This is a genomic window from Streptomyces sp. NPDC003011, from assembly GCF_053591515.1.
In genome coordinates, this window is record NZ_JBSFTY010000001.1 from 182,302 (window position 1) to 205,069 (window position 22,768).

Annotated in this window: 18 protein-coding genes and 1 pseudogene; 12 read left to right on the forward strand and 7 right to left on the reverse strand. The window is 72.0% G+C overall.

Annotation, left to right across the window (positions count from 1 at the left end; all coding sequences use genetic code 11):
- On the forward strand, window positions 1-2,394 hold the full coding sequence (locus tag ACWD0J_RS00820; RefSeq protein WP_451493534.1) for an HAD-IC family P-type ATPase: 2,394 nt from the start codon (window positions 1-3) through the stop codon (window positions 2,392-2,394).
- A gap of 12 nt (window positions 2,395-2,406) precedes the next feature.
- Here ACWD0J_RS00820 and ACWD0J_RS00825 read toward each other — a convergent pair whose 3' ends face one another.
- Window positions 2,407-3,285, reverse strand: coding sequence for a hypothetical protein (locus ACWD0J_RS00825; RefSeq protein WP_451493535.1), 879 nt, complete (start codon window positions 3,283-3,285; stop codon window positions 2,407-2,409).
- A gap of 533 nt (window positions 3,286-3,818) precedes the next feature.
- Here ACWD0J_RS00825 and ACWD0J_RS00830 point away from each other — a divergent pair.
- The 3 genes and pseudogenes from ACWD0J_RS00830 to ACWD0J_RS00840 all read left to right on the forward strand — a co-directional run.
- Window positions 3,819-4,886 (forward strand): amidase domain-containing protein, encoded by a 1,068-nt coding sequence (locus ACWD0J_RS00830; protein ID WP_451493536.1) that lies wholly within the window; start codon window positions 3,819-3,821, stop codon window positions 4,884-4,886.
- Window positions 4,887-4,901: 15 nt separating this feature from the next.
- Window positions 4,902-5,348, forward strand: a complete 447-nt coding sequence (locus tag ACWD0J_RS00835) for a hypothetical protein (RefSeq protein WP_451493537.1) — start codon at window positions 4,902-4,904, stop codon at window positions 5,346-5,348.
- Window positions 5,349-5,441: 93 nt separating this feature from the next.
- Window positions 5,442-6,282: pseudogene (locus ACWD0J_RS00840) on the forward strand (IS481 family transposase); the annotation flags it as partial.
- Window positions 6,283-6,924: 642 nt separating this feature from the next.
- On the opposite strand, the gene ACWD0J_RS00845 reads toward ACWD0J_RS00840, so the two are convergent.
- Window positions 6,925-10,092: a sacsin N-terminal ATP-binding-like domain-containing protein gene (locus ACWD0J_RS00845; protein WP_451493538.1), complete on the reverse strand. Its 3,168-nt coding sequence runs from the start codon at window positions 10,090-10,092 to the stop codon at window positions 6,925-6,927.
- 230 nt (window positions 10,093-10,322) lie between these two features.
- On the reverse strand, window positions 10,323-11,249 hold the full coding sequence (locus ACWD0J_RS00850) for a DUF3027 domain-containing protein (protein ID WP_451493539.1): 927 nt from the start codon (window positions 11,247-11,249) through the stop codon (window positions 10,323-10,325).
- Window positions 11,250-11,517: 268 nt separating this feature from the next.
- Here ACWD0J_RS00850 and ACWD0J_RS00855 point away from each other — a divergent pair, with 268 nt between their 5' ends.
- The 4 genes from ACWD0J_RS00855 to ACWD0J_RS00870 are packed head-to-tail and all read left to right on the forward strand — an operon-like array spanning window position 11,518 to window position 15,128.
- Entirely contained in the window at window positions 11,518-12,951 is a 1,434-nt protein-coding gene (locus ACWD0J_RS00855; RefSeq protein WP_451493540.1) for an MFS transporter, read from the forward strand.
- A 60-nt stretch (window positions 12,952-13,011) separates the two neighbouring features.
- Window positions 13,012-13,530 carry a hypothetical protein gene (locus ACWD0J_RS00860; RefSeq protein WP_451493541.1) on the forward strand — a complete coding sequence of 173 codons (519 nt, stop codon included), beginning with the start codon at window positions 13,012-13,014 and terminating at the stop codon, window positions 13,528-13,530.
- 19 nt (window positions 13,531-13,549) lie between these two features.
- Window positions 13,550-14,275, forward strand: coding sequence for a futalosine hydrolase (locus ACWD0J_RS00865; protein WP_451493542.1), 726 nt, complete (start codon window positions 13,550-13,552; stop codon window positions 14,273-14,275).
- Window positions 14,259-15,128 carry a 1,4-dihydroxy-6-naphthoate synthase gene (locus ACWD0J_RS00870; protein WP_451493543.1) on the forward strand — a complete coding sequence of 290 codons (870 nt, stop codon included), beginning with the start codon at window positions 14,259-14,261 and terminating at the stop codon, window positions 15,126-15,128. The genes ACWD0J_RS00865 and ACWD0J_RS00870 overlap by 17 nt, the downstream gene beginning before the upstream one ends.
- Window positions 15,129-15,160: 32 nt before the next feature.
- Here ACWD0J_RS00870 and ACWD0J_RS00875 read toward each other — a convergent pair whose 3' ends face one another.
- Window positions 15,161-15,544, reverse strand: a complete 384-nt coding sequence (locus tag ACWD0J_RS00875) for a cold-shock protein (protein ID WP_451493544.1) — start codon at window positions 15,542-15,544, stop codon at window positions 15,161-15,163.
- A 534-nt stretch (window positions 15,545-16,078) separates the two neighbouring features.
- On the opposite strand from ACWD0J_RS00875, the gene ACWD0J_RS00880 reads away from it, so the two are divergent.
- Complete coding sequence (locus ACWD0J_RS00880; protein WP_451493545.1) at window positions 16,079-16,327, forward strand: hypothetical protein; 249 nt, start codon at window positions 16,079-16,081, stop codon at window positions 16,325-16,327.
- On the opposite strand, the gene ACWD0J_RS00885 is transcribed toward ACWD0J_RS00880, so the two are convergent.
- Both ACWD0J_RS00885 and ACWD0J_RS00890 read right to left on the reverse strand, forming a co-directional pair.
- Window positions 16,306-16,953: an HAD family hydrolase gene (locus ACWD0J_RS00885; RefSeq protein ID WP_451493546.1), complete on the reverse strand. Its 648-nt coding sequence runs from the start codon at window positions 16,951-16,953 to the stop codon at window positions 16,306-16,308. The two genes, ACWD0J_RS00880 and ACWD0J_RS00885, sit on opposite strands and share 22 nt — an antisense overlap.
- 76 nt (window positions 16,954-17,029) lie before the next feature.
- Window positions 17,030-18,109: a hypothetical protein gene (locus ACWD0J_RS00890; protein ID WP_451493547.1), complete on the reverse strand. Its 1,080-nt coding sequence runs from the start codon at window positions 18,107-18,109 to the stop codon at window positions 17,030-17,032.
- 252 nt (window positions 18,110-18,361) lie between these two features.
- Here ACWD0J_RS00890 and ACWD0J_RS00895 point away from each other — a divergent pair, with 252 nt between their 5' ends.
- The 3 genes from ACWD0J_RS00895 to ACWD0J_RS00905 all read left to right on the forward strand — a co-directional run bounded on the left by ACWD0J_RS00895 (window position 18,362) and on the right by ACWD0J_RS00905 (window position 21,542).
- On the forward strand, window positions 18,362-20,905 hold the full coding sequence (locus ACWD0J_RS00895; protein ID WP_451493548.1) for a helicase-associated domain-containing protein: 2,544 nt from the start codon (window positions 18,362-18,364) through the stop codon (window positions 20,903-20,905).
- Window positions 20,906-21,094: 189 nt separating this feature from the next.
- Window positions 21,095-21,226 carry a hypothetical protein gene (locus tag ACWD0J_RS00900; protein ID WP_451493549.1) on the forward strand — a complete coding sequence of 44 codons (132 nt, stop codon included), beginning with the start codon at window positions 21,095-21,097 and terminating at the stop codon, window positions 21,224-21,226.
- An 88-nt stretch (window positions 21,227-21,314) separates the two neighbouring features.
- A complete protein-coding gene (locus ACWD0J_RS00905; RefSeq protein WP_451493550.1) occupies window positions 21,315-21,542 on the forward strand; it encodes a hypothetical protein in 228 nt (75 codons plus the stop codon).
- Here the strand turns inward: ACWD0J_RS00905 and istB are convergent.
- A complete protein-coding gene (gene istB, locus ACWD0J_RS00910) occupies window positions 21,520-22,740 on the reverse strand; it encodes an IS21-like element helper ATPase IstB (protein ID WP_451493641.1) in 1,221 nt (406 codons plus the stop codon). The genes ACWD0J_RS00905 and istB overlap by 23 nt on opposite strands.
- Window positions 22,741-22,768: the final 28 nt, after the last annotated feature.

The window sequence follows — 22,768 nt, forward strand, 5'->3', positions numbered from 1 at the left end:
ATGACGCACATCGACGCGGGCGCCGAACTCGACCCCGCGCACCCGACGACGGCCCCCGTGGCGGTGACCGGGCTCACCGCCGCCGAGGTCACGGAGCGGGTCGCGCGCGGGCAGGTCAACGACGTGCCGGTGCGCAGCAGCCGGTCCACCGCCGAGATCGTCCGCGCGAACGTCTTCACCCGGTTCAACGCGATCATCGGCGTGCTCTGGCTGATCATGCTGGTCGTCGCGCCGATCCAGGACAGCCTGTTCGGGTTCGTGATCATCGCCAACACCGGCATCGGCATCGTCCAGGAGTGGCGGGCGAAGAAGACCCTGGACTCGCTCGCCGTGATCGGGGAGGCCCGGCCGACCGTGCGCCGGGACGGGACCGCCACGGAGGTCGCCACCAGCGACATCGTGCTGGACGACCTCATCGAGATCGGCCCCGGCGACAAGGCCGTCGTGGACGGGGTGGTCGCCGAGGCGGACGGGCTGGAGATCGACGAGTCGCTGCTGACGGGGGAAGCCGATCCCGTGGTCAAGCAGCCGGGGGACCCGGTCATGTCCGGGAGCTTCGTCGTCGCCGGCGGCGGCGCCTTCCAGGCCACCAAGGTGGGCCGTGAGGCCTACGCCGTCCAGCTCGCCGAGGAGGCGTCCCGGTTCACGCTCGTCCACTCCGAGCTGCGCTCCGGCATCTCCACGATCCTCAAGTACGTGACGTGGATGATGGTCCCGACCGCGATCGGCCTGATCATCAGCCAGCTCTTCGTCAAGGACAACGACCTCAAGGACTCGATCGCGCGGACGGTCGGCGGCATCGTCCCGATGGTCCCGGAGGGGCTGGTCCTGCTCACCTCCGTCGCCTTCGCCATCGGCGTCATCCGACTTGGCCGAAAACAGTGCCTGGTGCAGGAACTCCCGGCCATCGAGGGCCTCGCCCGCGTCGACACGGTCTGCCTCGACAAGACGGGCACGCTGACCGAGGGCGGCATGGACGTCACCGAGCTGCGCGTCCTCAACGGCGGCGACGAGCCGTACGTACGGAAGGTCCTCGGGGCCCTCGGGGAGTCCGACCCGCGCCCCAACGCCTCCCTCCAGGCGATCATCGACGCCTACCCGGACGTCGGGGACTGGCGCTGCACCGAGTCCCTGCCCTTCTCCTCCGCCCGCAGGTACAGCGGCGCCTCCTTCAACGAGGGTGACGGCGAGACCGGTACCTGGCTGCTCGGCGCTCCCGATGTGCTGCTCCCCGAGGACGCTCCGGCCCTCGCCGAGACCGAGCGGCTCAACGAGCAGGGGCTGCGGGTGCTGCTGCTGGCCCGGGCCGCCCGGGACCTCGACGATCCCGAGGCCGCCGCCGGCGCCCGGCCCACCGCCCTCGTCGTCCTGGAGCAGCGGCTGCGGCCGGACGCGGGTGACACCCTGCGCTACTTCGCCGAGCAGGACGTCAGCGCCAAGGTCATCTCCGGGGACAACGCGGTGTCGGTGGGCGCGGTGGCCGCCAAGCTGGGGCTGAGCGGCGCCACGGTGGACGCGCGCCGGCTGCCCGCCGACCGGGACGGCATGGCGGCGGCCCTGGACGAGGGCACGGTGTTCGGCCGGGTCACCCCGCAGCAGAAGCGGGACATGGTGGGCGCGCTCCAGTCCCGCGGCCACACCGTCGCGATGACCGGCGACGGCGTGAACGACGTGCTCGCCCTGAAGGACGCCGACATCGGGGTGGCCATGGGATCGGGGTCCGAGGCCACCCGGGCGGTCGCCCAGATCGTGCTGCTCGACAACAGCTTCGCGACGCTGCCCTCGGTGGTCGCGGAGGGCCGGCGGGTCATCGGCAACATCACCCGGGTCGCGACCCTCTTCCTGGTGAAGACGGTCTACTCGGTGCTGCTGGCCGTCCTGGTGGTGTGCTGGCAGGTCGAGTACCCCTTCCTGCCCCGCCACCTGACGCTGCTGTCCACCCTCACCATCGGCGTCCCCGCCTTCTTCCTCGCCCTCGCCCCCAACAGGGAACGGGCCAGGCCCCACTTCGTCCGGCGGGTGATGCGGTACTCGATCCCCGGCGGGGCCGTGGCGGCGGTGGCGACCTTCGCGACGTACCTGATCGCCCGGCACCAGTACACCGGCAGCGGCGCGCTGGACGCCGAGACCAGCGCCGCCACGCTGACGCTCTTCCTGATCTCGATGTGGGTACTGGCGATCATCGCCCGCCCCTACACCTGGTGGCGGATCGCCCTGGTCGCGGCGATGGGCGCCGGGTTCCTGGTGGTGCTGGTGGTGCCGTGGCTCCAGGACTTCTTCGCCCTGAAGCTGGTCGGCGTGACGATGCCGTGGATCGCGGTCGGCATCTCGGTGGCGGCGGCGGCCGTCCTGGAGTTCTCGTGGAGGTGGGTCGACCGCCGCTTTCCCGCGTAGGGACGTTGGTGGTTACCTCACGTCGACGTAGTCACCCGCGGCGTTGACCGCCGGGGTGGTCGAGGTGCCCGCGAAACTGTAGCGGAAGTAGCCGTCGGCGGTCGCCTTCACCGTGGTGCTCAGGTTGCCCGTCGAGTTCGTCTTGATGGTCTTCAGCGTGGTGTACGTGCTGGAGTTCGCCTTGCGGAACTGCAGCTTCACCGGCTGGGTCGAGTAGCCCGCGTACGTGTTGGTCTCCCAGTTGGCGCGGGACAGCTTGCCGGTGACCGTGATGGTCTTGCCCTTCTTGACGGGCTCCGGCGAGGCGTTGACCGTCAGCTTGGAGACGCGCTGGAGCAGAGTCTTGCCGAGGCCGCCCTGCACCTTCTCCTCCTCGGTGCTGTAGTTGAGGGCCAGCCCGGCGCCCGACCAGGTGCCGGCGTCGGAGTTGAACAGGTCGCCGTCACCTGGATAAATGTCGATCAGGCCCTTGCAGTTGGCCGTGGTCGCCGAGGTGGCGGTGCAGGTGGCCGCGTAGTCGCCGAACAGCACGTTGGTCGCCTCGTCGATTGACGCACCCTTGTAGAGAACGGGGCCGTTGGCGAAGTCCTCAGAGCTGATGTCCACGTTGGCACCGTGGGTCAGCTTGTAGGTGATCGTGGTGGAAACGTGGGCGGTCGTCCCGACCTTGATCGCCTTGGCAACCTTGAAATTCGAGAAGCTGACGTCCAGGTCGGCAGCCGCGGCGGCTGCACCGAACGCGGTCCTACCGGTGGCCGGCGCGGTGGCATCGGACAGCGCCCGCACGGCCTCGGCACGGTAGGACGGGCTGTCTGCCTGCGCCGCCGGGACGGCGAGGGCGGAGAGGGCCAGGGTGCCTGTGACGGCGGCCACGGTGGCACGAATGCGCATATCTACTTCCCCACATGGAGAGGGATCGACGGTGTCTATCGTCCTCACACCGAAGCCCCGAAGTGCTGATTGAGCCTGTTGGCTCGACAGTGAGACCCCGGATAGGGAACGAAGGTTGCGCACCAAGTGAAGGAAATTTGAAGACCCTCGCTGCCTCCGAGGTGCCCTCCAGGCGCTGACACCGGCCCGCTCACTGGAAGGCGCTGCCTCCACGACTACGACCGGTCCGAATCCAGCACACATACGGACCGGCAAATTCCGCCGGAAGGAAACGCTCCGAAGGCCTGTTCCGGACTCACACAGACACATCTCGGCCATTGATCAACGAAAACCTTTACTTCCCTCAAGTGATCACCGTACCAATATGTCACACACGACTTCACAGCACTTAAGGGGATCACATGTATCGGGGAATAGGAAAAAGACGCGCATTCGGCACCATCTTAGTTTCTCTCACTTCTATCGGACTTTCAGCGCCATCTCCTTACGCAGCTCCCGGCCCGGTGGCGCTATCAAATGTTGACACTGCACTAATGGTCGACATCACCGCTGAATACCTTCAGGAACGTGCCGATACTGTAACCATCGGCGAACCTGCGGAAGGGAGAGCGAGCCTCGCCGCAGCTGCCAGTTCGAGAGTTTCTGCACGCCTTTCCCTTACGCTTGCTAGGGATAAAGCCAAGCTGGCATTCTTGCGCACAGAACTCCGCCAGGCTAACGGTGGCTATACGCACGCCGATGTGCAGGTCATTCCAGGTACTTTTACCATCAATGGCGACGAGGCAACCGCTGAGGTTACGGAGGATGCACGCCTCTACTATCCGAACCCGGCCGCTGGAGACCCCGAGTACGAAGAGTACTCAATACCTCACACAATGACCTTTGTCCGAGGACCTGACGGCGGCTGGCTCCTCGACAGCGACAAAATCGAGGAAAACCTGACGGGGCCCGGTCCGATCACACAGCTCACCGAGCCTGTCGGCGCCCCGGCCTCCGATGCCGATACCGAGGGCGAGATGGAGGCTGGAAGCGGCACCGCGCCCACCTCCGAGACCGACGGCGACAAGCCTGTCGAGGACAGCTCCACAGCAGGCCAAGTCACAACAAGAGCGGCAGCCGCCGGTTACCACTACGGCAAGATGGTGAGCTACGCCAACAAGTACTGGAAGAACGCGAACACGGACTACCGTCGCTATGGCAGTGACTGCACCAACTTCATATCGCAGGCCATGCTCGCCGGTGGATGGAAGACGACGTCTGGCAGCTTCGTGTCGCGCAAGGACAACAAGAAGTGGTTTTACGGTTCATTTGAGTCGACCACGAGCTATACGTGGGCAGGTGCAGAGAACTGGTACTGGTTCGCCAAAAAACACTCAAAGCGAACCAAGTCGCTGGATAACGTCTGGAAGCTTCTCTCAGCCGATGTCCTCCAGGCCGACTGGAAGAGGGACGGCATCATCGATCACACGATGATCGTCACCAAGCGAGGGGGTGGCGGCGAGATCTACCTCACTTACCACACTCCAAGTAAGCACAACGTCAAGCTCAGTACCCTCCTTAGGAAGTATCCTAATGCCGCATGGTACGCGCACCGTACCTGATGAGCAGGAGGATTAGTGGCATCTCCGAAGGCGGCCCTCTGTGTCGCAGCATTAGCCGGGATTTTCCTACTGAGCGGCTGCTCCAACGATGAGGTGTCCGCAGCATCGAGGACGGAAAAGGAAACAGCCAAGGCCTACGTCGCGGCGCTAAACGACCGGGATGTGGACGCCCTCGTGAAACTTGGACCGAAAGGGCACGAAGGGCTGGAGCAAGAAGCCCGCCAAATCATTGCAGCGGACGGCGGGCGCGGCCTGGAAATCAAGGGCGTGACTGTGTCCCACGACGTCGGCCCCGACGAGGCCAGCACGCACGTCTCTACCACGGACAGTCAGGGGAAGAGATTCAGCACAAACATCCAGATGTCACGGGAGAAGGACACATGGGTCGTTGTGCTCGGCCATGCTCCCGGTTTCGACGGGGGCGTTAAGAGTCCCGCCTCCACCGGCACCGAAGCGCGCTAGGTGTATTGATCGCGAGCGTTGTTGACACCGGTCGGGCTTGCTCATGGCTAAGACCTCCGGTGTGGTGGAGGTGTCGAATCTTCACCACACCGGAGTGTCGAGATGGGCTTCTCACGAGCCACCGCCCACACGTGAGTCCGCCGCTGGCGGTCCGAGGGCGAGGCCGGACTCACCGACCGCTCCAGCAGGCCGCTGAGGACCCCGCACGGCGGCCACCGTCGAGGCCCGGGTGTGTCACCTGTGACAGACCCCACAAGCTGCCCCATCCTGGGCCTGCCCGCCTCGACCGTGCACCGGATCCTGGCCCGCCACGGCTTGAACCGTCTGGCCGCCTGGACCGGCCCACGCCCACGGGCCAGGTCATCCGCCGCTACGAGCGGGCCCGGCCCGGCGAGCTGGTCCACGTGGACGCCAAGACACCCGGCCTCATCCGCGACGGCGGTGGCCACAAGGTGCTGAGCCGCCAGGCCGGCCGCGCCCTGCGCAGCAGCATGGGCTTCGACTACGTCCACTTTGCCATCGGCGATCACTCCCGCCTGGTCTACAGCGAGGTCCACGCGGACGAGAAGGCCGTCACCTGCGCCGCCTTCCTGCGGCGGGCCGCGGCCTTCTTCGCCGAGCACGGCATCACCCACATCGAACGCGTGCTGACCGACAACGCCTGGCCCTACCGCAAGAGTCGCGCCTGGCGATAGACGCTTGCCGACCTCGGCGCGGCCGGCAAGCTCACCCGCATCTACCGGCCGCAGACAAACGGCAAACTCGAACGCTTCAACCGCACCCTGCTCGACGAATGGGCCTACCTGCGGCCCTGCACCAGCAACACCGAACGCACCCACGCCCTGACAGACTTCCTGCACACCTGCAACCACCACCGCTGCCACAGCGCACTCGGAGGCAGCCACCCATCAGCCGTGTGAACAACGCTGCGGGTCATGGCGCCACCGTCGAACGCGGCGGTCTTGCGGTCGACGAGAAACCGCAGATACAGGCCCTGGAACGGACAGCGCCGGTGCTGCCGATGGTGCCGGGCACACCGGAGCGGCGCAGCTTCGACTACGTCCGGCACGGCACCGTGGACTTGTTCGCCGCCCTGGACACCGCTACCGGCAAGGTGATCGGGAAGCTGTCCGCACAGCACCGGGCTGTGGACTTCCAGGACTCCCTCGACGAGACCGACCGCCAGACCGAAGCCGGCCTGGCGATCCACGTGATCTGCGGGAACCTCTCCACCCACAAGGCGCCGTGGTGCACAAGTGGCTGCTCGCGCACCCCAGTTCGAGCTGCATTTCAAGCCCATGTACTCGTCATGGATCAATCAGGTCGAGCGGTGGTTCGCCGAACTGGAGCAGCGCTGCCTCGAACGCGGGGTGCTCTGCTCCTTCGACGAACTCAAGACCCGCACTCGAAGACTGGATCAAGACCTGGAACGAAGACGCCAGGCCGTTCAAGTGGGCCAAGACCGCCGACCTAATCATCGACCGTATCTGCCGCTACTGCTACAGGATCTCCGGACCAGGACACTAGGCACCCTGGTGGGGACCATCGGGTCTCGATGGTCCCCACCAGATGGTGTTCAGTCGAACCACCGGTCCCGGGCCAACTCCCCTGTCCGCGACGGGTCCTCCAGCAGGGCCGCCACCTCGAAGCGGCGCGGCCACTGGCCCGCCGCCCAGGCGAGGCCGGCGGCCACGCCCTCCAGGGTGGCGGCGTGCAGGACGCCGTCGTCCGTCAGGCGCCAGTCGATCTCCACGCCGTCGACGAGGAGTTCCTCGTGCTCGACGTAGGTCGCGGGGGTGCGCGGGCCGAGCAGCACCCGCACCGGCTCCGGTACGTCGTGTTCGGCGCCCTCGGAGCCGACCTCGCCGGTGACGGACTCGCTCAGCCGCCGCACCTGGAACAGCTCGGCCAGCTCGGCGGCGCGCGCGGGCCGTACGGGAAGCAGGGGCACGCCCTCGGTGAAGGGCAGCAGGTCCGGCGAGTCGACGACGACGGCGTCGGCCGCGTCCACGACCTCGACCCGTCCGTCGACCACGGCCCGCAGCGTGTCCGGCAGGGTCACCAGTTCGGGGTCCAGGTCGGCCAGGGCGCTGTAGAGGCCGTGCAGTTGGTCGCCGCCGACCTCGCGGTCCGGGTCGGCGAGCCGGTCCAGCAGTTCGGCGGCGCCGCCCGGCTCGTCGAGCAGCGCGGCGACCGACGTGCGCACGCCGAGCGCCCGCAGCACCTGCTCGTCGTCGAAGCCGGTCGCGTCGGCCTCGTCGTACAGGCCGCGCAGGAGCCGGTCGCCGCCGGCCGCCAGCAGGCCCGCCGGGCGGCGGCCGTCGAGCACCGGATGCCCGCGCAGCCACCAGGCCGTGTACGACCGGACGGCTTCGTGCGTGCCGTCGGGCAGCAGCATCCGCACCGGCTGGGTCAGCGCGTCCCTGAGCGGCGGCCGGGCGAGCAGGGCGAGGGCCTGGGGCCACTTGTCGTCGTCCACCAGGTCGAGATCGCGTACCGCGACCAGCTCGGTGGCGACGGGCGGGACGGGCGTGTCCGGGAAGCGGTCGAGGATGTCCTCGCACCACACGTCCACGGCGTCCAGCAGGCCGACGTCGTCCGGCTCGGCGAAGTCGCCCTCGCGGGGCTCCAGTTCGTCGGGGTCCAGGACGACGTCCGTGGCGCGCACCAGGGCGAAGCCGGCGAGCACCCCGCAGGCGGCCAGCGGCTGTTCGCCCCACCTGTCGGCCAGCCCGGAGTCCACGGTGGCCAGTTCGTCCTCGCGCATGACCTGGTGGAAGGGGCTGCCGGGCAGCACGAGTTCGCCCGCGGGGGCGAGCTCCCCGTCCTCGTCGGGCAGCGCGAGGGCGCCGAGCCAGGGCTCGTCACCGGGCTCCAGGCCCGCGTCCCGCACGAGCGCCAGGACGGTGTCGGCCAGTTCGTCGGCGCCGGGAGCGTCCTGCTCCCAGTCCAGTGCGCCCTCGTCGTCGAGGGAGGCGGCGACGGCGGCCCGCACCTGCGGGGTCGTGAGCACCGCGCGCGGCGTCGCGGGCAGGGCGCCGAGCTTCTCCAGGAGCGGGTGGGCGGCGTCCGGGTGCGCCACCTTGAGGCCGAGGCGGGCGAGGACCCCGGGATCGACGGGCGCGCTCCCGGAGGTGGGCAGGAGCACCTGCCGGGGTCCGATGGTGGTCCGCCCGTCGGCAAGGGGCACCGGCAGCCCGGACAGCCGGTCCGGATCGACCCCGGCCAGGCTGTCGTAGAGCCGCCGCCACCACTCGGGCGCCTTCTCCAGCCCCGCCAGCCGGTCGACGGCGTCCGTCAGCGGGACCCGGGCGACTCCCAGGGTCCGCAGCTCCACCCGCCGTTCGAGCCCGGCCGGCAGCAGCGTGGGCAGCACCTCGGCCAGGACCCGCACGGTGTCGGCGCCCGCGCCCTCCACCACCTCGGCGTCCCGGGGGCGCAGCGCCTCGGGCAGGTCGTCGGAGCCGTCCTCGCCGAAGTCACCGAAGTCACCGGAGCGGCCCGAGTCGCCGGAGCCGGCGGGCTCCGCGGCGGGCGGCAGGAAGGACGTGCGGGGCAGCCGCTCCAGGATCGCGTGGCGCAGCGCCCCGTCCAGCTCGCCCTTGCCGAGCGGGCCGGGCACCAGGTCGATGATGCCGGCGGTCACCGGCCGCCAGCCGGCGAGGAGTCCGGCGTACGCGTCCGCCGCCCGCTGCACCACGAAGTCGGTCAGCGGGCCCGGGGCCGCGTGCCGGCGGGTAGTGTCCAGCGGGAACGACGCGATCAGCAGGGCGGGGACGCCGAGGGGCTCGTCGCTGGGGGTGGGTGCGTGCAGGACGGGGCTGGTGCGGGGGCGGGCCGGGGTGCCGTCGGCGTCGACGGGCACGGCCCAGGTCACCGACCAGTGCGGCCGCAGCCGCTCCTCGACGGGCCGGTCGGCGAGCAGGTCCTGGGTGAGCGGCCCGTGCGCGGCGGCCGTACGCCAGCGGGTCGTCCCGTCCCGGGAGTCCTCCACGACGGTGAAGTCGCCGTCGGTGCGGCGGCGCAGGGTGCGGGCGGTGTCGTCGCCGGTCTCGATCACGACCTCGTCCAGACCGGGCAGGGCGAGCAGGAGGGCGTCGTCGACGGCGTCCAGCAGGCGCTCGGCGAGGCCGGCGGCGGCCGGGTCGCGCAGGGGCAGGATGACGGCCGTGTCGTACGGGTCGGGGGCGGTGCCCTCGGCGGCGAACGGGAGCCGGAGCAGGGGCACGTGTCCGTCCCGGCGACGGATCTCGTCGCCCAGCCCGGGGCTGTGCCGGGCGACGTCGGCGGCCAGGTCGCGGGCCTCGGCGAGGGCCCAGCGGATGCCGCCGTGCCGGCCGACGACGGCCGGCTCGTCGGTGACGGACAGCACGGCGGCGAAGCCGACGCCGAAGCGGCCGATGGAGGGGGTGTCGCGTTTGGCGGAGGCCCGCAGCGTGGCCAGGGACTCGACGCCGGCCGCGTCCAGGGGGGCGCCGGTGTTGGCGGCCACGAGGACGCCGTCGCGCAGGGTGAGCCGGAGGCGACCGGGGACGCCGGCGCGGGCGGCGGCGTCGGCGGCGTTCTGGGCCAGCTCCACGACGAGCCGGTCCCGGTATCCGCCGAGGACGAGGTCCTCCTCGGCGTTGGCGTCCTCACGGAACCGGGCGGGGCTGGTGGCCCAGGCGTCCAGTACGCCCCGCCTCAGACGGGCGGTCCCGAAAGGATCCGCACCCTCGGCCGCGGCCCGCACGAACTTGCTCACGTTGACTCTCCTCATCGGCGTGACGATGAAGGTACCGCGAGGCGGAGTGCCCGCTGTCCGGGGAGGCGCCGTGCGCCGATGCGGGAAAGGCAGGGACGCGCACCCCCACGCACCGGCACCGAGTACCGGCCCTGGCCCCACGCACCGGCACCGCACCAAGCACCGGCACCGAGTACCGGCCCTGGCCCCGAGCCCCGGCACCGGCCCGGCCCGGCACCGGCACCGGCCCCCTACGAGTGCCCCAACTCCGCCGCGTCCTCGTCGGAGACGTCCGGTACGGAGCCCGAGTCCCGGGCCGGCCGCAGCGGGAAGGGATCCACCGTCGTCTCGTCGATCACTGGCGGAGCCGGCCGCGGCGGCTTCGGCATGACCGCCGCCTCGGAGTGCCCGCCGCACCCGTACGCCAGCGACACCAGCCGCCCGTCGGCCGGGGAGAACTCGTTCGCGCAGACCCCGAAGGCCTGCCCCAGCGACCCCCCGATCGGCAGCAGGAACCCGCAGCTCACGCAGGGCGCGGGCGCCGCCTGCGCCATCGGTGTCTTCGCGCCGTACGCCTCTTCCCAGCGGTCGGCCGCGACATGCAGCCCGTAGCGGGACAGCACCCGGGCCCGCCGCATGCCGAGTTCCTCGGCGACCGCGGCGATCGAACCGCGCCGGGGGACGGCGGGCAGGGTCGCCGGGGCCCCCTCGGTGACCTCGGCGTCCTCCGCCTCGACCAGCTCGGCCATCTCCTGGGAGACGGGCGCGTTGGGCAGCGGTTCGTCGTCGCCGGTGTAGCCGGGCTCCAGCCGCAGGTCCTCGGCGTCCGTCGGCAGGAGGTCCCCCGGGCCCATGTCGCCGGGCCGCAGCCGTTCGCTCCACGGCACCCACTCGGGGGCCAGCAGCGCGTCCGGTCCCGGCAGCAGGACCACCTCGTCGAGGGTCACGAGCTTGGCCCGGGAGGCGCGGGCGACCGTGACGGCCCAGCGCCAGCCCCGGTAGCCGAGCTCCTTGCACTCGAAGAAGTGCGTGACGACCCGATCACCCTCGGACACCAGGCCCGCGTGCTCGCCGACGACGCCGGGCGCGGCGGCCTCCTCGGCGGCGGAGCGGGCGAGGTCGACGGCCTCGGCGCACAAGCGGTCGGGGGTGCGGCTTCGCGTGGTCGCTGCGCTCACAGGTATCGCTTCTCTCCTACGCCGTCTCTCGGGTGCGTCTGCCGGGGGCGACGAGGCGGACGGAGCGGACCCGGGGACCGCGTCGACGTCCACGCCCGCTCACGCTCGGGCGCACCTGTACCACCCATTCTGCGGGATGGCTGAGATACGCACGCTACCTGTTCGCCGCCGCTTGGCCTACACCGACGGGACTGTTCCGCGCCAGAAGTGCGCGTCCATACGCGCGGTAACTGCACTACGCACGGCTTTCTCGGGGCACTATGTCGGGGTGGCAGCCGCGAAAACGCCCCAAGGTGCCACCGGGATCGGTGGGTCCAAAGGGATCAAGGGGAGCAGTCGAGGCAGTGGACCGGGCCGGTTCGGCGGCTCCGTCCGCGCGGTCGGCCGCGCCCTGCACCTTCCCGTCACAGGACCCGCCCGAGGTATCCGCAAGGCGACCCATGCGCACGGGGCCGGTGAGTCCGGGCTCGGCAAGCTGATCGAGTTGCACGGGGTGAACGGCGCCGGGGACGTGATGATCACGGTCGCGCTCGCGTCCACCGTGTTCTTCTCGGTCCCCACGGACGAGGCCCGGGGCCGGGTCGCGCTGTACCTGGCGATCACCATGGCCCCCTTCACGGTCCTCGCCCCGGTGATCGGCCCCCTGCTCGACCGTCTGCCGCACGGCCGCCGCGCGGCGATGGCGGGCGCGATGCTCGCCCGGGCGATGCTCGCGCTGATCCTGTCCGGGGCGGTCGCCACCGGCAGCCTGGAGCTGTACCCGGCGGCGCTCGGCGTGCTGGTCTCCTCGAAGGCGTACGGCGTGATCAGAAGCGCGGTCGTGCCACGTCTGCTGCCCCCCGCGTTCTCCCTGGTGAAGGCGAACTCCCGGGTCACCCTCGGCGGGCTCCTGGCGACCGGGATCGCGGCGCCGATCGGGGCGGGGCTCCAGACGATCGGCCCGCGCTATCCCCTCTACGGCGCCTTCGTGATCTTCATCGCGGGTACGTTCCTGTCGTTCTCGCTGCCGCCGAAGGTCGACTCGGCCAAGGGCGAGGACGTGGCGCTGCTCGCCGCGGACGAGAAGCACCTGCACGGGCCGCACCTCAAGCCGGTCAAGCGTCCCGGGCTGCGCACGGTCGGCATCGCCGTCACGCACGCCCTCGGCGCCAACGCCGCCCTGCGCTGCCTGTCCGGCTTCCTGATCTTCTTCCTCGCCTTCCTGCTGCGGGAGCATCCGCTGACCGGGGAGAGCGCGGCCGTGTCACTGGGCATAGTGATCGCCGCGGCGGGCACCGGCAACGCCCTCGGTACGGCGGTCGGCGCGTGGCTCAGGTCGAAGGCGCCGGAGCTCATCATCCTGACGGTGGTGGCCTGTGTGCTGGGCGCGGCGATCACGGCGGCCGTCTTCTTCGGCGCGTTCCTGGTCGCGTGTCTGGCGGGGGTCGCCGGCTTCGCGCAGGCCCTCGCCAAGCTGTCCCTGGACGCGCTGATCCAGCGGGACGTGCCCGAGCAGGTACGCACGTCGGCGTTCGCGCGCTCCGAGACGCTGCTCCAGATGTCCTGGGTGTTCGGCGGCGCGGTGGGCATCGTGATGCCGCTCAACGGCACGCTGGGCCTCTTCGTGGGCGCCGCCTTCGTCGCCACCGGGTGGCTGGCCACCGTCAAGGGCCTGCTGACCTCGTCCCGGCACGGCGGCCCCGCCCGGCCCAGGGTGGCCTGACCACGGCACGCCGCACCCCCGCGTGGCGGCGCGGGTGGGCGCGCCCGATAGCCTTTCGCCATGACCACGCTGCCCCGCGGCGAAGCCGCTGATGTACACCGGGCTGTGCGACGCCGCCGCGTCGTCGCCGCCGCCGGCGCCGTATCCGCCGGACTGCTCGTCCTGACGGCCTGCGACAAGCCGACGCCGCGCACCACCGTCACCGTCGGCAGTGACTCGGTGAGCGCCGAGGCCACCTGCTACGACGACGGCAAGGACATCGGCCGCGAAGAGGCCGCCAAGTGCGCGCTGAAGAAGGCGTCGGACGCGATCGAGGTGCCGCAGAGCGAGACCCTGCGCATCGGCGTCGACCCGGAGGTCGCCGAGACGGGCTGGGCCCTGTGGATCAACGGCCAGCAGGTCACCAGCGTGTACAAGAAGACGTACTACTCGTTCCAGGGCGTCGACCTGTTCGCCGAGCAGCAGGGCCAGGCCGCCCCGAAGACGCTGTACATCAGCGTCGTCGAGCAGAACAAGGCCGCCGAGAGCGGCAAGTTCCACGGTGTGTGGAACTTCAAGCTGGAGAACGCGGACTCCTGATCCGCGCCCCCTTCCTGCCATGGGCCGACCCCTGCGCGTCCTCGTAGCCACCGCGGTGCCCGCCGAACGGGACGCGGTGGCCCGCGCGTTTCCCGGCCCCGCGCGGGAGGTGCGGCTGCCCGGGGCGGTCCTGCACCGGCTGCCCGGCGGGTACGACGTCCTCGCCGCCGGTGTGGGCCCCGCGCCGGCCGCCGCCGCCACGGCGACCGCGCTCACCGCCGCCGCCCTCGGACGCACCCCCTACGACCTCGTCGTCTCGGCCGGGATCGGCGGCGGTTTCCCGCCCGGGGCGCCCGTCGGCTCGCTCGTCGTCGCGGACGAGATCACCGTCGCCGACCTGGGCGCCGAGACGGCCGACGGGTTCCTGCCGGTGACCGAGCTGGGCTTCGGGACCGTCACCCACCGTCCACCGGAATCACTCGTACGAGAAGCCGTGTCGGCGACCGGAGCGCGCGCCGGCACGGTTCTGACCGTGTCGACCGTGACCGGGACCGCCGCCCGGGCCGCCGCGCTGCGCGCCCGCCATCCCCGGGCCCTCGCCGAGGCCATGGAGGGTTTCGGTGTCGCCGAGGCCGCCGCCGCGCACGCCGTTGGGGTGCTGGAGCTGCGCGCGGTCTCCAACCCGGTGGGCCCGCGCGACCGCGCCGCCTGGCGCATCGGCGACGCGCTGACGGCCCTGACGGCCGGCTTCGGGAAGCTCGCGCCCGTACTGGAGAGTTGGAACCCACATGACCGCACCCACTGAGCCTCTGCGAACCGCGCCTCTGCGGACCGCCTACTCGCCCTGTCCGAACGACACCTTCGTCTTCGACGCCCTCGCCCACGGCCGCGTCCCCGGGGCGCCCGCCCTCGACGTGACCTTCGCCGACATCGACGTCACCAACGGCATGGCGGAGCGCGGCGAGTTCGACGTGCTGAAGGTGTCGTACGCCGTGCTGCCGTACGTCCTCGACGCGTACGCCCTGCTGCCCTGCGGGGGCGCGCTGGGCCGGGGCTGCGGCCCGCTGGTGCTGACCCGGGAGGCGGGCGCCGACCTCACCGGCCGTACGGTCGCCGTGCCCGGCGAGCGGTCCACGGCGTATCTGCTGTTCCGGCTGTGGGCGGCGGACACACTGCCCGGCGGGGTCGGCGAGATCGTGGTGATGCCGTTCCACGAGATCATGCCCGCCGTGCGGGACGGGAAGGTCGACGCGGGACTCGTCATCCACGAGGCGCGTTTCACGTACCGGAACTACGGGCTGCACAAGCTCGCGGACATGGGCGAGCACTGGGAGGCGACGACCGGGCTGCCGATCCCGCTGGGCGCGATCATCGCCAGGCGTTCCCTGGGCGCGGACACGCTGACGCTGCTGGCCGATTCCATCCGTACGTCCGTCCGCGCGGCCTGGGACGACCCCGAGGTCTCCCGCCCGTACGTCATGGCACACGCCCAGGAAATGGATCCGTCCGTCGCCGACCAGCACATCGGGCTGTACGTCAACGAGTTCACCGCCGACCTCGGCGAGAACGGCCGTGCGGCGGTCCGGGGGCTGCTCACCCGTGCGGCGGCCGAGGGACTGGTACCGCCCCTCGGCCCGGACGCGCTCGATTTCCCGTGAGCCGCGACTCCGTCGCGGTCACACGTCCAAGGTCACACGTCCAACTGGTCGGCGACCGCGCGCAGCAGGCCCGCGATCTTCGCGCCGGAGACCTTGTCGGGGTAGCGGCCCTTCTCCAGCATCGGGGTGATGTTCTCGAGAAGGGTCGTCAGATCCTGGACGATGGAGGCCAGTTCGTCCGGTTTCCTGCGCGTGGCGGCCGCGACCGACGGTGTCGGGTCCAGAACCGTGACCGAAAGCGCCTGGTCACCGCGCTGTCCGGCGACCACTCCGAACTCCACCCGCTGTCCCGGCTTGAGCGTCTCGACTCCGGCGGGGAGGACCGAGGAATGGACGAAGACGTCACCGCCGTCGTCGCGGGAGAGAAAGCCGAAGCCCTTCTCACTGTTGAACCACTTGACCTTGCCAGTCGGCAAAGCACACGCTCCCTCTATCCCTGCCGGACTGACACCGGACACCCTTGAACTGCCGTCATGACAGCCTACCGGGGCTCTCCCCAGCGACACACGGGCTTAATCACGCCTGGAAACACGACTGAGCCCCTACCTGTGTCGGCAGAGGCTCAGAGTGGCGGGGGAACGGTCAGGGGCTGGCCAACGTGGCGGCAGAGAGTTGCACGGGAGACTCCAGGAGCCTTGGCAATGGCAGAGACGCTTTCACCCTTGGCCTGACGAGTCTTGGCCACGGTGAGGACGTCTCCAGCGATGACAGACGGACGGCCACCAGTACCGGCAAGAGTCCCAGTGAGGATGCGGAGCGCGATTCCACGGGAGTGCAGATCCCGAGCGATCGTCAGTACGTCCTTACTCGTCGGAGAACTGCTTCTGGAACGGCTCTTGATAGCACTCGGGCGGGTCGTCGGGACCCGCCGGTTCCCAGGCTGATGGTCTTCAGGCCGGTGACAAGACGTCGCCCGGCTGTTCCTTCGCGCAGGGAACTACCCTGGTCCGGTGCGTGACAAAACCCAAACGAATTCCGCCGAGCCCGGTGACCGGCTGATCCGCGCCGGTGCGCTCGTGTTCTTCCTCGGTTCCGTGGCCACTCTGGTCACCGTGGCCCCGTTCCTTCTCGGCACGACGCCTTTTCCGACGTACATGTTCGGCCTGAGCATGCTCATGGGCGTCGGGTTCGTCCTGGCCGGTGCGGGAGTGCTGCGGTCGATCGCGGCGGGCCGCCGTCAGGCGCGGGCCGGACGGTAGGCGGCGAGCCAGGCCGGGAACTCGGTGAGGTCGGTGAGGACGACGTCCGCGCCGGCCGCGGTCAGCTCCTGCGGGTCGCACGGACCGGTGGCCACGGCGACCGAGAGGGCGGCTGCGGCCCGGGCGCCGCGGACGTCCCCGACGTGGTCGCCGACGTAGACGGCCGCCCCGTGCTCGCGCAGGGCCTCCGCCTTCTGCTCCGCCCACAGGTCGCCGACGACCGCGTCCGGCTGGATGCCCAGGTGCTCCAGGTGCAGCTTGGCGTTGGGCTCGTGCTTGGCGGTGACGACGACCGTCCGCCCGCCGGCCGCGCGCACCGCCGCGATCGCCTCGCGGGCGCCCGGCAGCGCGGGCGTCGGGACGATGGCGATCGACGGGTACATCGAGCGGTAGAGGCCGGCCATGGCCTCCACCTGGTCGGCCGGGAACCAGTGGACCAGTTCCTGGGCGAGCGGCGGCCCCAGCCGCGTGACCGCCAGGTCGGCGTCGATGTACGTCCCCGTCCGCTCGGCCAGCGCCAGGTAGCAGGCGCGGATACCGGGCCGGGAGTCGATGAGGGTCATGTCCAGGTCGAAGCCGACGGTCGGGGCGGGCGCGGGGAACGCGGGTTCGGTCGTGGAGGCCATAGGGGCCATTGTGCCCAGCCCCCGTGCCGGGCAGGCGTCCGCGTCCGGCCGCCTCCGGTGTCCGTGCGGTGCCGGCCTACCGCTGCCGCTGTGACCGCCACACCAGGAACAGGGCCGAGGCCACGGCCGCGCCGCGGACCACCCAGGGCCAGGTCTCGGCGAACGCGTCGTTCATGTGGCCCTCGGCGACGGGGTCGCCCCAGCGGCCCTCGGTGCGGCCCCACAGCCACACGACACCGGCCGTCAGGGACAGGCCGGGCAGGATCATCACCGCCCACTTCGTCTCGGCGTCGCTCAGCCGCCGGGACGCGTAGGCGATGGCCCAGCCCAGCACCAGGGCGATCCAGTAGCCGAGCACGGCACCGGCGACGAGGAGACCGGCGGCGAGCAGCAGGAACGGGTTGCTCAGGCTCCCGGCGCGAAGGGGCAGCAGACGGCGGCGGCCGGGTACGGCGGCGTCCACCACGACGGCCCCGGCCTTCGCGGGCGGCGCGGCCTTCCCGGCGCCCCTCCGCGGCCTCCACCAGACCTTCCCGGACTTCCCCGCCGTCCCGGTGGCCGCCTCGACGGCCGGGACGGGCCGCCCGGCGGAGGTCTCCTGCTCCGGCTCCAGCTCCTCCTTCGGCGGCGGGGGCTTGAGCAGTTCCGGGATCTCCACGCCGCCGACGAACCCGGGCACGCTGTCCCCGACCCCGAAGGGGCTGCTGTCCACCCGCCACCAGTCGGGCTGGGCCGCGCTGTCCCCGAGTTCGTGCAGGCCCGCGAGGTGCGGCGCGGAGGACGCCTCGGCGGGCGGCGCCGGCGCCTGGGCCGGACGCGGGCGGGGCACGGCCCGCCGCAGCCGCTTCGGCCGGCCGGTGTCCTCGGCCTCCGTGTCCCGCTGTACGGGCACGGAGGCGGCCGGCGCCTGCGGGGCGCCGCCGGTGGCGGAGCCGCCCGCGGCGTCGACGACCTCGTCCGGACTGCCGAGCCGGGCGATGATGCGGCGCACGGCGGCGGGACTGTCGACGGCCGCCTTGGCCCGCTGCCGGTCGATCTCGTTGCGCAGCTCCGAGACCAGGCGCATGCGGGCGGACGACGGCAGCTGGCGTTGCTGCGCCACGTCGCCGACGCGGCTCAGATACTCGTAGACGACCTGGTCGCTCTCGATACCCACGAAGTCCCCTCCGGGGTCGGTGCGTTGGATACCCCGTGGGACGACGGTAGCGCAGGCCACCGGGCACGGGGGCGCACCGGGCGGGAGGTGATGCCGGCTCGCGGACCAGCGGGTACGCCGTCTCCGGGCACGGGCGGTCGCCGTGTTCGCGCCCGGTGTCCCCGCGGCCCCGGTGCGCACGGCCCCGGTGCGCGCACCCCCGCCCGCCCGTGGCCGCCGACGGCGGGCCCCGCACCCGCTACCGTTGACCGGATGAGCAGCGATGAGAAGCCGGTGGCACCCCGGTCCCTCGCGGAGGCGCTCCGCGCGCGGGACGACGGGTCCCTCGCCGCGCTCCTGCGCGCCCGCCCCGACCTCATCACCCCCGTCCCGACCGACCTCACCCAGCTCGCGACCCGGGCCGGCACCCGCGCGTCCGTCGTCCGCGCGCTGGAACGGCTGGACAGGTTCACCCTGCAGACCGCCGAGGCCCTGGCCGTGTCGGCGGACCCGGCGTCGTACGCGGAGCTGCTCGCTCTGCTGGCCGGGGACGAGCGCGACGCGACGGTCACCACCGCGCTGCCCCGCGCCCTGGGCACCCTGCGCGAACAGGCTCTCGTGTGGGGCGACGACGAACGGCTGCGCCTCGTGCGCACGGCCCGTGAGCTGCTCGCGCCCTCTCCTCAGCACCCTTCCCCGACCGGCCTGGGCCCGACCGTGCGGGAGACCACGGCGGGCATGTCGCCGGGCCGTATCCAGGAGATCGTGACGGCGGCCGGGCTGCCCTCGACGCACGACTCGGTGTCCGCGATCACCTCGCTCACCGCCCTGTTCACCGACCGCCGGCGGATGGCGGCGCTGCTCGCCGAAGCCCCGCGGGAGTCCCGGGAGGTCCTGTCCCGCCTGGTGTGGGGCCCGCCCTACGGCCAGGTCACCGCCGACCCCGCCGCGCATCTGCGCTGGCTCCTCGACCGGGGGCTGCTGCTGCCGACGGCACCCGGGACGGTCGTCCTCCCCCGTGAGGTGGCCCTGCACCTGCGCGAGGGCCGCGCGCACCGCGTCACGGAACCGCTGCCGCCCGCCGTGGAGACCGTCGCCACGCACCGTCCCCAGGTGGTGGACGCGACGGCGGCCGGGCAGGCGTACACCGCGCTGACGACCGTCGAGGAACTGCTGAAGGACTGGGACGAGGGCGGCCCGTCGGTGCTGCGGGCCGGCGGGCTCAGCGTCCGCGACCTGAAGCGGACCGCCGTCGCCCTGGACGTCTCCGAGCCGGTCGCCGCCTTCTGGGTCGAACTCGCCTACGCGGCCGGCCTGATCGCCGCCGACGGCGAGGCCGACGAGCGGTACGCGGCGACCCCGGCCTACGACGAGTGGGTGGAGCAGCCCGCCCCCCGGCGCTGGGCCCGGCTCGCGCAGGCGTGGCTGGCGGCGACCCGGACGTCCGGGCTGGTGGGCGGGCGGGACGGCCGCGACCGTACGCTGTCGGCGCTCGGGCCGGGCCTGGACCGCTCGGCCGCGCCCGAGGTACGGCACCGGGTGCTGACCCTGCTCGCCGCGCTGCCGGAGGGCGCCTCCCCGTCCGCCGAGTCGGTCCTCGCCCGCCTGCGCTGGGAGCGCCCCCTGCGCGGCCCGCAACGCGACGACGACCTCCGCGCCCGGCTCGCCCGGTGGACCCTGGCGGAGGCGGAACAGCTCGGCGTGACGGGCCGGGGCGCGCTGTCGGCGCACGGGCGGGCCCTGCTGGGCGCGCCCGCTGCGAGGTCCGCCGCCCCCGAGTCCGCCGCCGAGCCGTCCGGACCCGGCGACAAGCTGCCGGTGCACCACCGGCCCGCGCCCGCCCCGGAGCCGCTGTCCCCCGCCGAGCAGGCCACCGCCTCCGCCACCGCCGCCCGGCTCCTCGCCCCGCTGCTGCCCGAACCCCTGGACCACGTCCTGCTCCAGGCGGATCTGACGGCGGTGGCGCCCGGGCCGCTGCGGCGCCCCCTGGCGGACATGCTGGACGTGCTCGCGGAGGTGGAATCGAAGGGCGGGGCGACCGTCTACCGGTTCACCCCGGGCTCGGTGCGCCGGGCGCTCGACTCCGGCCGCACCGCGTCCGACCTGCACGCCTTCCTCACCGAGCACTCCCGTACGCCGGTCCCGCAGCCGCTCGCCTACCTGATCGACGACGTGGCCCGCCGGCACGGCCATCTGCGGGTGGGCGCGGCCTCGGCGTACGTCCGCTGCGACGACGACGCGATGCTCAACGAGATCATGGCCGACAAGCGCGCCGCGGGCCTGCGGCTGCGCCGCCTGGCCCCGACCGTGCTGGCCGCGCAGGCCGATCCGGCGGCGCTCCTCGAAGGCCTGCGCGCGATGGGTTTCGCCCCGGCCGCCGAGTCCGCCGAGGGCGATGTGCTGATCACCCGCGCGCTCGCCCACCGCACCCCGCCGCGCACGGCCCCCGAGCCGGTCCCGGACGGCCCGCCGGTCCCCGACGCGCACCTGCTGGCCTCCGCGCTGCGCGCCGTCCGGGCCGGCGACCTCGCCTCCACGACCCCCCGCAAGCCCACGCCCGGCCCGGCCGCCGCCGGGGAACTCCCCCGCACCAGCGCCGCCGAGACCCTCGCCACCATGCAGGCCGCCGTCCTCACCGGCGAGACCCTGTGGATCGGCTACGTCAACGCCGAAGGCTCCGCCACCCAGCGCGTCATCGCCCCGATCCGCGTCGAGGGCGGCTTCGTCACGGCGTACGACCACACCTCGGACGAGGTCCGCACGTATCCGCTGCACCGGGTGACCGGGGTGGCGGAACTCGCCGACGAGCAGCCCTGAGGCCTGGGCTCACTCCTGCGGGTGTACGCCCGTGATCATGCACGCCACGCCGGACACGTCCCACCCATGAGGGAGCTTGGCCGGCCTGCCGCATCGCGGCGCGAGCCGCCGGGCAGCCACCGGGTGTCCTGATCACTCGGGCCGCCCCGCCGGCGGTCCGGGTGCGTGCAACTGAGAGGAAGTCGCTCCATGCGTGCTGCCGCCCGTCGTGCCGCCACCGTCCTGACCGCCACCGCCGTGCTCATCGGTGCCTTCGCCGCCCAGGCCGCCGCCGTCGGCATCGACATCGCCGGGCTGGTCATCGAGACACCGCAGATCTGACGCGCCCGCGCTCCTTCTCGGGCCGGCCCCCGCGTTCCGGGCCGGCCCGTCCACCCCCCACCCGTACCTGAAAGGCCGGTCAGCCCCCATGCGTTCCAAGCTCCCCCTGCCCGCCCGCACCGCCGCCGTCGCCGTCTCGGTCACCGCGCTGCTGTCCGCCGCCGCGCTGCTCGGCGCGCTCGCTCCCGAGGCCGCGGCCGCCGGGCCCGCGCTGCCGCTGCCGCTGCCGGCCGCCGGTCCCGAGTCCCTGGTCACCGAAGGGCTGTCCATCGAGGGACCGCTGCTCAACAACGTCACTCTGCCCACGCTGAGGTAGCGGCCCGCCGCGTCCGGTAGCTGTCCCCGTCGATCCGCACGATCTCGGCGTGGTGGGCCAGCCGGTCCGCCATCGCCGGTGCGGAGGGGCCGTCGAAGATCTCGTTCCAGCGGCCGGGCGGACGGTCACCGGTCACGATCAGCGAGGCCCGCTCGTAGCGGTGCGCGACCAGCTGGAAGAAGAGGGCGGAGGTGCGCGCGTCGAAGGGGGTGTAGCCGACCTCGTCGACGATCAGCACCGGGTAGGCGTCGAGCGCGGACAGTTCCCCGGCGAGCCGGCCGGCGGCCTGGGCGTCGGCCAGCCGGGCGGCCCACTCGGCCGCGGTCGCGAACAGCACCCGGTGGCCGGCCTGGCAGGCACGCGTGCCGAGCCCGATGGCCAGATGCGTCTTGCCGGTGCCGGGAGGGCCGACGAGGACCACGTTGCGCCGGGCGGTGACGAAGTCCAGCTTGCCGAGCCGGGCCACGCCGTCCCGGTCGAAGGTGCGGGGATGGTCCTCGTCGTAGTCCTCCAGCAGCTTGCGGGCCGGGAACCCGGCGGCGCGGACGCGTTCCTCCGCGCCGGCGTCGGCTACGCGCGAGCCCGCCTGGGCGGGGACGGGGACGGGCCGCGGCGGGGCCGCCGCCGGGGGTTCGGGGTCCGTCGCGCGGCTCTGGCCGTGGACCGGATCGGTCCGGGCCAGCATCGGCCCGGACATGTACGCGAGGATCGCCGCCGACAGGATGAAGGCCATGTGGATCGTGGTGCCCCACAGCAGGGAGTGCCGCGCGGTGTGCTGGACGTCCACGAACATCTGGAGCAGATGGACGGACGAGATGCCCACGATGGCGGTGGCCAGCTTCACCTTCAGCACGTTCGGGTTGACGTGCGAGAACCACTCGGGCTGGTCGCGGTGGCCCTGGAGGTCGATGCGCGAGACGAACGTCTCGTAGCCGCCGACGATCACCATGATCAGCAGGTTGGCGATCATGACGACGTCGACCAGCTTGAGCACCGAGAGCATGACGTACGTCTCCGTCGCCCGCCCGGTCACGCACCGGAGCACTAACGTCCACAGCTCGTTGAAGAACTTGTAGACGTACACGCCCTGGACGACGACCAGGCCGAAGTAGAGCGGGGCCTGGAGCCAGCGGGTGGCGAACAGGGCGTACCCGAGCGTGGCGGTCGGCGGGGACGGGGAACGAGGGGAGGGCCGCATGGTCAGCCATTCTTCGGACGCCACGGCC

What these genes read in the sequence shown, in the direction of transcription:
- ACWD0J_RS00860 (WP_451493541.1), top strand. Translation starts at nt 13,012, where the DNA reads ATGACCACGCTGCCCCGCGGCGAAGCCGCTGATGTACACCGGGCTGTG.
- ACWD0J_RS00830 (WP_451493536.1), top strand. Translation starts at nt 3,819, where the DNA reads ATGGTCGACATCACCGCTGAATACCTTCAGGAACGTGCCGATACTGTA.
- ACWD0J_RS00820 (WP_451493534.1), top strand. Translation starts at nt 1, where the DNA reads ATGACGCACATCGACGCGGGCGCCGAACTCGACCCCGCGCACCCGACG.
- ACWD0J_RS00870 (WP_451493543.1), top strand. Translation starts at nt 14,259, where the DNA reads ATGACCGCACCCACTGAGCCTCTGCGAACCGCGCCTCTGCGGACCGCC.
- ACWD0J_RS00900 (WP_451493549.1), top strand. Translation starts at nt 21,095, where the DNA reads ATGCGTGCTGCCGCCCGTCGTGCCGCCACCGTCCTGACCGCCACCGCC.
- ACWD0J_RS00825 (WP_451493535.1), bottom strand. Translation starts at nt 3,285, where the DNA reads ATGCGCATTCGTGCCACCGTGGCCGCCGTCACAGGCACCCTGGCCCTC.
- ACWD0J_RS00885 (WP_451493546.1), bottom strand. Translation starts at nt 16,953, where the DNA reads ATGGCCTCCACGACCGAACCCGCGTTCCCCGCGCCCGCCCCGACCGTC.
- ACWD0J_RS00865 (WP_451493542.1), top strand. Translation starts at nt 13,550, where the DNA reads ATGGGCCGACCCCTGCGCGTCCTCGTAGCCACCGCGGTGCCCGCCGAA.
- istB (WP_451493641.1), bottom strand. Translation starts at nt 22,740, where the DNA reads ATGCGGCCCTCCCCTCGTTCCCCGTCCCCGCCGACCGCCACGCTCGGG.
- ACWD0J_RS00895 (WP_451493548.1), top strand. Translation starts at nt 18,362, where the DNA reads ATGAGCAGCGATGAGAAGCCGGTGGCACCCCGGTCCCTCGCGGAGGCG.
- ACWD0J_RS00905 (WP_451493550.1), top strand. Translation starts at nt 21,315, where the DNA reads ATGCGTTCCAAGCTCCCCCTGCCCGCCCGCACCGCCGCCGTCGCCGTC.